Annotated in this window: 7 protein-coding genes; all 7 read right to left on the reverse strand. The window is 38.9% G+C overall.

Annotated features, from left to right (window positions below; all coding sequences use genetic code 11):
- Positions 1–146 precede the first annotated feature (146 nt).
- Positions 147–284, reverse strand: coding sequence for a hypothetical protein (locus AC0VZ8_RS34845; RefSeq protein ID WP_475487897.1), 138 nt, complete (start codon positions 282–284; stop codon positions 147–149).
- A gap of 40 nt (positions 285–324) precedes the next feature.
- Positions 325–1,677: a radical SAM protein gene (locus AC0VZ8_RS34850; RefSeq protein ID WP_475487898.1), complete on the reverse strand. Its 1,353-nt coding sequence runs from the start codon at positions 1,675–1,677 to the stop codon at positions 325–327.
- On the reverse strand, positions 1,670–3,097 hold the full coding sequence (locus AC0VZ8_RS34855) for a radical SAM/SPASM domain-containing protein (protein WP_475487899.1): 1,428 nt from the start codon (positions 3,095–3,097) through the stop codon (positions 1,670–1,672). Before AC0VZ8_RS34855 ends, AC0VZ8_RS34850 begins: the two co-directional genes overlap by 8 nt.
- Before the next feature lie 80 nt (positions 3,098–3,177).
- Entirely contained in the window at positions 3,178–4,896 is a 1,719-nt protein-coding gene (locus tag AC0VZ8_RS34860; protein ID WP_475487900.1) for a nucleotidyltransferase family protein, read from the reverse strand.
- A gap of 60 nt (positions 4,897–4,956) precedes the next feature.
- Entirely contained in the window at positions 4,957–6,630 is a 1,674-nt protein-coding gene (locus AC0VZ8_RS34865; RefSeq protein ID WP_475487901.1) for an ABC transporter ATP-binding protein, read from the reverse strand.
- Between the two features lie 14 nt (positions 6,631–6,644).
- A complete protein-coding gene (locus AC0VZ8_RS34870) occupies positions 6,645–8,381 on the reverse strand; it encodes an ABC transporter ATP-binding protein (RefSeq protein ID WP_475487902.1) in 1,737 nt (578 codons plus the stop codon).
- Positions 8,382–8,929: 548 nt separating this feature from the next.
- Positions 8,930–10,174, reverse strand: a complete 1,245-nt coding sequence (locus tag AC0VZ8_RS34875) for a replication initiation protein (protein WP_475487903.1) — start codon at positions 10,172–10,174, stop codon at positions 8,930–8,932.
- Positions 10,175–11,459 lie beyond the last annotated feature (1,285 nt).

An 11,459-nucleotide genomic window follows, 5' to 3' on the forward strand; every position in this document is an offset into this window, starting at 1 on the left:
ACTCACTCCTGACTGCGAATAATACTAACCACCTTAACCGCAACTAAGTGCACCAAATATACGTGTGTAGGATCGTACTCATATTGAGAACGTCATACCAAAACGAACTTTTTGGTACGACGCTCTCCTTGAAATTCTTCAAATAATTAGCAACTACTCATTCCAGATTTTACAGCAAATGCTTTTGCTGCCTCTTGCAGTTTTGTTAGATCCAATACTGGCTTTTCATATTGAATTTTGGAACCTTGCTCTTCATTATTCACTTCGTTCCGTTTGTTTTCCATTGAATTTTCACCTCCTTTCAAGTAAAAATTCAAATAATTATTACGATACTAAAGGTTTATCAATGCTCAGTAACCCACTTTTGCGCAAAATCATTGCGAATTCCCACAACTCCTCATCAATTTGTCCTTTTGATATCTCATTATTCTGTGTGATGTTGTCACTTATTTGCTTGAGAGAATACCCTGTCTTAAGTAAAGTGTATATATACTTTACAATTTCACTCTGCCCCTCTAAATCTATTTCCCCAACCTGTAACGGTTCTTGCCAAATTGAACTGCGCCAATCTATTCTCCTCTTTTCTGCTATCACACATTCTCTAACTTCACTTGCATCTAAATAATCCACTGGACAAGGCTGACACGTAGACTTAAACTCACATAAACTACAGGTTGGAACAGTTCCTTGGTGATCGTTCTTAAATCCCTTGAAACTTCTAAAAAAAATGGAATTCTGTAAATCTTTCAAACTTGGAAAGTCCCAAATCTTCATATTTTCGGGATTATACTTGCTCTCCTTTATTGCCGTCTCATTTTTTGCTTTTTTATTCAGTATTCCACACGGTGTAACAACGCCATCATTCTCTACCAACATCGTATATTCACCCGCAGGACAACTATCCCCAAAAGCCTCTCCAACCAGTTCTAGGCCATACTTTTCACTTAAATACCTTCGTAATTTTGGCTTTGTGTTTATTTGGAATACAAAACCTTCAGGTACTCGACCAACAGTAGTTTGCAGCAGTTCTTCAATGGCATTTATAGCATCTTCTTCTGGATATTCTAACTGTGCAAGGTGTTCTACAGCACGTCCATCCTCGCTTAGGAAATCGATAGTCAATCCATTGGCGGAATTATCCATTGCAAAGTCGAATACATTTTTCACATCTATAAGGCCAGCCCTTGTAATGACATATCCTACTCCTACAAGCATGTCGGCACCGCGCTCTTTTACCCGATCACCAAGTGCCTTTAAGTTTTTTCTTGCCTTTTCAAAATTTCCAACACCCCGTATAAGATCATGATATACCGCAGTAGTTGCTTCAAAACTGACTGCCACTTGATAAATACCTAAGTCTATTAGGCTATCAATCATTTTAGAGGTTAATAGCAATCCATTAGTGTTCATTGTTATCTTCAAATCTAGTTCCCTTCGAGCAAAAGTTAAGATGTCTAAAACATCTTTTCGAAGTAATGGTTCTCCACCAAGAAGGTGAACATGATTAAACCCCATATTTTTCGCCAATTTCAGAAATTCTTTACTCTCGTCTAAGGTCATATCTTTACGTTTAACTACTTCTTTGTTTCTCCATTCATACTTATCGTAGGCATAACAATGGGTACAAAATAGATTGCATTTTCCGGTAATATCCCAAAGAAGTTGTTTCTCAGGCATATATTTCACCTCTTTCTTTAGATTTATTTAAACGCAAAACTTTAAGAGCAATTAATTGCAAGATTATATCTAATAATTCTCTAGACTGATGCTCAGTTAGTGGTGGGTCAAAATCTTCCTTTAATACTCGAATGAGTGGTTTTGACTGACTTTCACGTATGATATTAGAAAGCATACTTCCTAAGTTAACTGTAATCTGACCCGTTCTATTATTAATCAAATTATTTGTTGTTAAAGAATATCCATCTTCAATTAGAATTTCACTTAAAAGAATATGCTCTCTAAAGTCCTTTTCTTCTTTCTCTGCCCAAAGACATTGATTCACAATCCGATTCTCATCATACTCAATAGGACAGGGTTGACATTGATCTTTGAAACTGCAACGATCACAAGGAACCAGTCCCTTAAATGTATTGGGTGCATGCTGATAACGATAAAATTCATTTAATATTCTTGAGTTATCAATGCCACCCTTATTAAAGGTATGCACGTACTCCTTTTCTGTTTGAAAGTACCCTTGGTTTACAACAGTTTCACTAAATTTTTTATCTAACACGGCATTACAAGGACCGAGACTGCCATCGGCTTGGACCACGAAAAATTTTTCACCGCCTTGGCATTTAATTCCTATTGGGTCTGGTTCAAGAATATTCCCATATTTCCTATTTAAAACTTCAATCGGCCATAATCGAAGATCTGCTCTGATCTTCAACATATTTATTAATTTCGAGCTATGTTTCTCTAATGCTTTATCAAGATTATTTAATAAGTAATTTTCATCATTCCCCAGGAGCCCTTTATTGGATATAAAATTCCCCGCCTCATCTACTGGAACAATATGTAGATAATCCAAATTATTATCTATCGCCATTTTAAAAAGATCTGGTAATTCATGCGCATTAGCATTAGTAGCAGTAAATGTAAGACCTATCGACAAATTTGTACCTTTACAGGCTTCCACAGCATTCTTAATGTTTTTCCAAACAGAATTAAAAGTCCCTTGCCCTCTTATTCGATCATTGGTTTCAGCTCTAGCACCATCCATACTTACCATTACTTGATCAACACCTACATCAATTAATTCCTTCACCTTCCTTACAGATAGCGGGAGGCCATTGGTATTAATCGAAATATACATATTATTACATTTTGCTTTCTTGATAATATCAGTTAGTTCTTTACGAAGTAGGGGTTCTCCCCCCAAAAAATGTATATGGGTTACAGAGGCTTCAACGAGCCTTTCTAAAACTATTAATGCTTGATCATAGGTTAAATCATCCTTATAAGCCTCTCGTGATTGATACAAATATCTATCATATTGGTAGCAATGCTTACAGCGTAAATTACAAGTGCCGGTAATATCCCATAAGGCACTCCTTTTCCCCTTAATATCTTGTATTTGAGTAATCTGCCAATTCAAAGACAAATTTATCCCCTCCGGTGTTATTTTTCACTTCTATTTCTTAATACGACTTTGTCAAACACTTTATTTTTTGTAAGTTACATTAGCCTTAATTTTGCATAGCATGTTGGGTCTAACCACCCAGCATAATGCATGTTTGCAAGTGCTAATAAAGAACGTTGAGTTCGGCCTTTATCACTCGAAAAGCTAACATCAACATCAAACCAAAGCTGAGTCTCGATATTTGGTTTAATACCCAAGTTCATCCATGGTATGTTTACTATTGCTTCATATCCGTCCTCGTAGATAGATAGTTCATTTAAAAATGGCCATTTTTTTATATCTTTTATTCCATCATATGCGTGTAATTTATTTAGTCCTTCACTTTCAAATGAGTCCCAAAAATAAAGGGTCATTTCATTACTGCTTTTCATTGGATAAAAACTTAGCATTCGAACAAACGGTATAGGTTCAAATTCATTGTTTCTTCCACTTGTACCAAAACTTAAGCAGAAATAATCCATATTAGAATATTTAGAAATTGGTTTGGGAGAATAAGCATTTTGATAAAACCGGATTTTAAATTTGAAATAACTAGAATCCCATCTAAAATCAATGAAAGCCTTTTCATCCGGTTTGACAGGTATTCCCCTTCTTAAGTGTGATCCAAAAGCATTCTTTACTCCGGTTTGGTTCTTACCTAAAACAATACTTGGTGTTTTGGCATGAATATCTTCTTGTTTATAACATTGAATAACTGGCCCCAACCATTTAACACTTGATAATAATTTCGTATAAATAATATGTGGATCACCAAGAATTACCTCGTCAGGAGAGATTTCTATTAAATGAGGTAACGCTCTCCTCCTAAAACCACTCATATTATCAATTTCATTCACTTTAACTAGTTCTAATAAATCTGAAAGTATTTTATTATCCATACAAGAAGGGAATACCCTATTAATAAGTGCCAATGCAAATAGTACCTCATACTCTTTTTTCCATTCAGCCATTCGTTCGCAAACAATCTCCCAATTAATAAATTGCTTGTTTTTCCTTATCAACAAGGCAACCTCATACAACCAAATTAGTTTTAAGCGCCTTCTTTTACCGTGGGCGAACAAATGTAGAGTACCTGTATCAATATATTCTTTAGTAATATGAGTAAGAAGATGAATAATTCTATCATGTAATTCTAGAACTAAATGGGGACGATCTAAGATTACCTCCATTTCTGCCCGCTGAATAATTTTGGTTATATAACTCCAATCCGTAGATATTTCGTTAAATATCTTTGCATGGACATCTATATAAATATTATTTCCTTCACCATCAACATCCCTCCTTAAAATTTCAGGGATGTGTTGAGTTCTTCTCAACCATTCGTTCAATGGTATATGGGAAGTGTCGATTCCTACCGGCTTCCCCGTATGCTCGTAAACATAACCCATATCTCGAAATATCCTCAAAGATTCATCTAATTTATCGCTTTCTACCACTACATCAATGTCGCTATATAGTCTTGATTCTACTGGATTATAAAGACTAGCAGCCAAAGACAAACCTTTTAAATATACGACCTTTTTTTTGCACTTTTCGAATCTTTTTGTAATTTCAATCATTTCACTTCGAACCAAAACATTAAATTTTTTTTGCTTTTCGATCTTATCAAGAACCACTTTATATTCCTCTGAGTCAGTTAACTTCTCGAGAAATAATGCTTTTGTTGAGTAATCTAGAATATTGAATAAACTCTCATTAGTCGGAGAATTATTAACTAAATAATTCCATAGTGTATCTTTATAATCGGTAAACATTACAATCCCACCTTATAAATTTTTCTATTTCGGTCTGTGTAGAAATTATTTTAAGACATACTAATAACATAGCTCCGTGGTTTTCTCTGTGATATGGCCATCTCTTACCTCATAGATATGATCTGCATTCATCACCGTTGACAGCCGATGAGTGATGATAATCGTGGTTTTCCCCTTTCGGAGCTCGTCAATATTATGTTGCACGTGGCGTTCAGTTTCCAAATCGAGTGCGGAAGTTGCTTCGTCCATCACGAGCACTTCAGGATCTTTTAGCAATGCCCGCACCAGAGCCAGCCGTTGCCGTTGTCCACCGGACAGAGGCGCTCCTCGCTCTCCCAGTACCGTCTCGTATTCGTTTGGCAATGACGCAACGTAATCATGAATGAGCATCTTTTTACAGTAATCGATCATTCTCTCATCCGATATTTTGTCATTTCCCATCTTCAAGTTCATTCGGATCGTATTATGGAAGAAATATGGTTCCTGAGCCACAAGCGCAATTTTGCGCATCCAATCAGCACGTTTCCAATGGTGCAAAGGCTTTCCATTAACCAAGATATCTCCCTTCTCTAGATCATAAAACCTAACCAATAGCTTAGACAGTGTCGACTTGCCACCACCGCTTGGTCCCACCACGGCCACTTTTTTATTCAACGGCAGATTGACTTCCACATCCTGCAACACTGGAAGCACCCGATCACCGTAATGGAATGACACCCTTTCAAATCGAATGCTGTGGAGCGGGTCAGTTAGAGGCGTTCCGTCTTCATCTATTTGCTCGCCTTCCATCACCTCTCTCAGCCGCTCTATCGAAACCATTCGGCTCGGAAAACGCATGACATACGTGTATATTTGTTCAATATCCTCCATCACCCGATGTGCTAACTGGTACAGAACCACAAACACTCCAACGGTAAGCTTTCCGTTCATGACCATGATCCCACCGAATAAGAGGATCAGCAGCGTAATGCCCCACTGCAGTGACATACTGATAAATTGTTCTTTATTAATTATTTTTACTTCATTTACCAACTTTGCGAAATATTTCGCAAAGTGATCATGATATTTGACCATTTCCCATTTCTGACGTTGGAACGCTACCACTTCCCGCGTGGAGGATACTCCCTCTTCCAAGAGCACCAGCATATCCGAGCGTGTCCGATTCACTTCGGCGGAGGCATCCTTTAAATGCATAGCAAAGTAACGCCCCACCGCGATATAGAACCCACTTAGAACTAATAGAAAGGGGAGCATCACCGGAGCAGTCATCGCAAATATCCCTATCAGAACGGCCAAGGACATCGCACGACCGATCGCCCGGGTGATATCTCCCGCCAAGAAGTTTGAAACATTTCCGATATCCCCTACATCGGTGGCGAATTGATACAAATATTTGCTGGTTCGCTCATTTTGAAGCTTATTGGTTGGAATCCGATACATGCACTGCATAAAATCAACAGAAAGATGCTTCCTCGATTGGGTAGCAATCTTGTACATCCAACGCGGTGCCAAAGTCATGAAGACAACATGCGTAACATATGCAGATCCAATAAGCACCACCAGGGGTAACAACATACCGAACTCCCGATTTAAAATGACCTTATCAATGATGTTTTGCTGAAAGACAATGGATATCGTCGAGGCCAGGGACTCGATGATCATGAACAGCGTAGTAAATAAAATGAGCCACTTCACCTTCAATGCATACTTCCAAGCAAATCTCAAATTGTCCATATGGACGCCCCCTCTTACGATTCGTCACCGATGAGCAGACGTTGAAAGGCTCCTCCAGCGTGGCTCAACTGCTCGTACGTCCCCTGTTCCACTACTCTCCCTTCTTGGAGAACCACGATTCGATCGAAATGTTTGATCGTTTGCAACCGATGCGCTACATAAATGACTGTTCTTCCCTTCTTCAACTGCTCCAACGCAATGTGCACCTCGCGCTCACTAGTACTATCCAATGAGGACGTCGCTTCGTCCAACAAAATGACCGCTGGGTTTTTTATAAACATCCTCGCTATAGCAATGCGCTGCCGCTGTCCACCGGAGAGCTTTATGCCACGATCGCCAACGTACGTGTCATATCCTTCAGGCAACTTCATAATAAAGTCGTGCGCATAAGCCGCTTTCGCCGCAACCATCAATTCATCTTCGGTTGCATCCGGACACCCGAACAATATATTTTCTCTCACCGTTTGCCCGAACAGAAATGTCTCCTGAAATACAAAGCCGAGTGGATCGCGCAACGATTCAAAAGATAGCTTGTTGATAGGAACGCCATCAAGTGTAATCCTCCCTAGCTGCGGATCGTAGAACCGACCTATCAGCTTGATAATCGTCGACTTCCCATTTCCGCTTTCTCCGACGATGGCGACTTTCTCCCCTGCTCTAATCATCAAATCGAATCCTTTGAGTACCGGTCTGTCAACGCTGTATGAGAAATGGACCTTATCGAAACAAATTTCTCCTCTCACTGGATGTACCAGCTCCAACACTTCCTTTTGGGGTTCCTTCACTTCTGGTTTCTCGTGAACGAACCGAAACAGTCGCTCCGTCTGGTGCATTATCACATACTGCTCTGTCAAGAGTGAAACCAGTCTGGTCAACTCCTGCATTGCCACAAAATAGAGAAGCAAAAAACCGACCAACTCCCCTGCAGTGATCAAATGCCTTTCCAATAGCCAAGCTCCGATTAGGAACAACCCAATCGCTCCTGCGTAGAAGCTGAACGTTCGCCCGCTCCCCCGCAAATACGCAAGAAAAAAGGACTTTACTACGTTGGAATTCCATGCGTCGACCTTGTTCAAATATCTTTGTAAATCCCAATTTTCTGCAGTAAACAACCTCAGCTCCCCAATCGCAGATACACTTTCATGAGCCTTTTGGTTCGCTTCGATTCTCGCTTGAGCGAGTGCTTTGCTGGCCTTGGCCGCCATCCGTTCAATAGTTGGACCGTACAAATAGTAAAGTATGAAAAAAGGTATTGTGACAAGGGTTAGCTGCCAACTAGATGAAATCATGACAATTAACGCAAATACTGTAAATATAAAACTAAAAATCGTCATAGGAAATAGTTGACGGTACACATGCTGCACTGCCGAGACTTCTGTGTTTAGAAAAGCTAACGTTTCCCCAACGGTATGCTTCTCGTAGTATGAGAATCCCAGCTTTCTGAGATGGCCCAAGATCGTAACCTGCAAATCCCGTGAGGCCTTCTCTTCGATGTGCCGCTGTAGCAGATTCCTTACCATAAATAGAGAGATCATCACGACAATAAACACAGTAAGAGTCAAAAACAGCACCGTAAACAGTGTCCAATCCTTAGCCGGCAAAATATGATCGATAAAATGCTGAATCATTTTCGGTACTAACAACTGTACTCCCGAAGTTGCTGCCATAATCACGATGAGGCCAGCAACAAGTGAAGCATATGGTTTAAGAAAAGATAACATCCATCGATACACAGAGAAAGTTGATTGCATAATAACCACCTATTGTTGGGAATGTCATTATATATATAGATAATTTATTATCCAAAGATTTACAACTTACATATTTTAATGTGGGTATACATAATTTAAGAAATATAAATCTTCTCCAATATACAGGAGTTAAGGTTCACAAACTGTTTTGTAGTTGCTTAGCTAACGAGAGCTTTGAGAAAACTTGCAGTTTCATGGTCTTTTCGTTGTTACATTCTCATAACCCCAGGATCCATTCTGAAATTTGCCAAGCATGCATTTTACTTCTTCCCAAATGCGACAAGATTCTGGGGCTGGTTTTACATTGTAGCTTCGTGGTAATTGTTGGGACAATAACTTCATTGGAATTGTAATTTCACATATAAAAGATGGGTGAATATCCTTAATTGTCATTTCATCGAGGAAGTTAGAGTGGGTGTTTCATTTCCGAATGGTTTCAGTTGGCGATAAAAAAGATGACCCCTTAGAATTCAGAGGTCATCTACTATCTTGCTAAGCCGATGGGTGTTTTCTTTTAGCCGTTTACAAACAGGGTCAAAGTTCGACTATTAGACATAGGGGTGCTCTAACAAATATTCATACAATTCTCGGACATATTTTTGGTCAAAATCCTCCGGTTCGAGCGGCCTAAGGTTTCGATTTCTTCGTATCTCTAGTGTACGGTGAATCTCATCCACTACATCCTGAGCCATATCACTCCGTAGTTTCTTCTCTTCGGATTTTTTAGCACCATGGATCTTTTCGTGATGCTGTTCGATCAAACGCCGTAAACGGGCATTTAAATGAGGGATAGATGTATCAAAGTCAAACCGATCTTCATCCTCATATCCGGCACCATTATGAACGAAATCCTCACGTATTGCTTTTACCATGTACCCGCTGATATTATCGATATTTGCCTCTTGTTTTGTCTCATATACGTATTGAATGTTGTCCTTAACTCTCTTCTCACCAAATGTTTGGATCAGCTCTTCAGCAACCGGCTTTCGGACGCCGAAGCGGGTCAATAATGAGTATGCTGTGACATCCTTCTCGAAAATCTCCGGATCCTTTAGAAGCAATTTTTTGCGGTGATTAGGCTTTATGTAACATGTTATTGCCACTACTTTATGTCCGACTTTCGTTTCCTCAAAGTCAAAAGAAATATCCGTCTTTTCGGCTAACTCTTCCTGGGTCTTCAAAAGAACCCGCTGCTTCAAATGGCCGTAATGAGTTAGTTTTCCTGGATCGATCTCCAGCAAATTTCGGAGCTGCTCAAGCGTAAATCTTCTTTTCCCAAAGTTCAGGTAACGCTTAAGTAGTTCATACATCCGTATCGAGTATTTACTCTTCAGGACCAAGACATTAGCCAATTTATATCGAGTGAAGTCCTTCTTTAGCTTCAGTAAATAAGGCTTCAACTGCGGTGAAAATTCAAGTTCGACCAAACCTTTACGATGATGGTAACGTGATGCGGAAAGCCAGTTCACCACCAGATCGGATTCACCATTGTTTTCACGAATTACCAGCGTTTTTCTCTGTAACCCTGTCACAACTTCCCGAATCTTTTTATAAAAATTCTTCTCTTGCAAATCTAAGATGTCGGCAAACTCCTTCACCTTAACAAAATGCGTTTTGAAGTCTTCATCATCAGGTTGGATTAACGAAATGAGCGTATAGATGACACGCGATTCCTGCAGGTCAAGGTTAAGAGGCATTTCAATCAATGCATTTGACTTTGTGACGACATATTCAGGTGAAATAGACGTGGGACCCAAATCAAATTCTATCTGTTCTAGCTGTTCTGCTTCCATTCCCTTAACCCCCCCTTCATGATTACTATAATTAACCGGCTCCTGATTTTCCACTCCTTTATATGTGACAGGAAATAGTTAGAAATTACCTGCAAGTTTTCTGTCACAATTTTAGGAGTTATCCAAGGAATACGCCACAAACCAGAGTATTTTGCTTATTAAAAACAGCCTTACATGAGTTTCCTCGGTATAATTATCACACAATGAGGAGTTACGTTCTACTTTACTGTCACAAAAAAAGGAGTATCTAGATTATTCTAATCCTCTAGCTGTCACAAATATAGGAGTGTTATGAGGAAACTATCACATTTTTAGGAGTAAATCTATGCTTCTGTCACAGATTTGGGAGTTATCTATGGTTATAAAAGAGTATCTCCGGTCTTTTGTCACAAAAATAGGAGTTGGACACACTGAAGATCAAGCTTTTATCGAAAGCATTCTCCTTTTATGTCGTTCTTCAAGCGTCACAAATTGAGGAGTTTAAAGTAATGTCTGTCACATAAAAGGGAGTATTTCTATCCCAGGTTTGCCGGCTGTCACAAAAACAGGAGTGTTTAATAGCTCTGCTGTCACAAATCGAGGACTTATCGTTCACTTCTGTCACAAGATAAGGAGTACTCCATTCACTTTCTAGTTCAAAACTTCATCATAAAACTATAAAAGTAACTTCTAGGCGCAATATTTATGAGTAAATTAAAAAAAGTAAATTCACAGTTCTATCGTGGGTAACAAATTGGGCGAAATACTCGTTATTCTACTCCCAAAGTTGTGACAGTTCTACTCCACAAATCGTGACAGATGACTCCTGAATTAGTGACACTTAACTCCCCTTATTGTGATTTCTATACTCCTTAATATGTGACGATTAACTCCCTAACTTGTGATAGCAAAATACTAGAAAGCCAATAGAATCAATAGATTCTGAGACTTGTAAACAAACAATCATTCTTATAATCATTTAAAATAAATAAACATTAATATAAAACAAGCATTATGCGTCCAGCCTTCGGCTTTTTCTTAAATTTATTTTTCTGTCACAAAATAAGGAGTGGAAATATGTAGAACTTTGAAGGTAATATATTAATATATATATTAGAATAAGAGAAAATAATAAAGCCCCCATTCCGATCGACATTTTGCTGTCCGCGGCCGCCAAGCGTAAGACAGTAAAATATGGAGGAAGTAAGGACTTCATTTACATAACAAAGTTGTGAATATTTTATCATAACCTTTGTCCTCTGTGAAGTATCTGCTTTCAAAGGTAGGGCCAATCAAGGAGTCCATT

The sequence above is a fragment of the Paenibacillus sp. QJM3NY_38 genome (assembly GCF_056173265.1).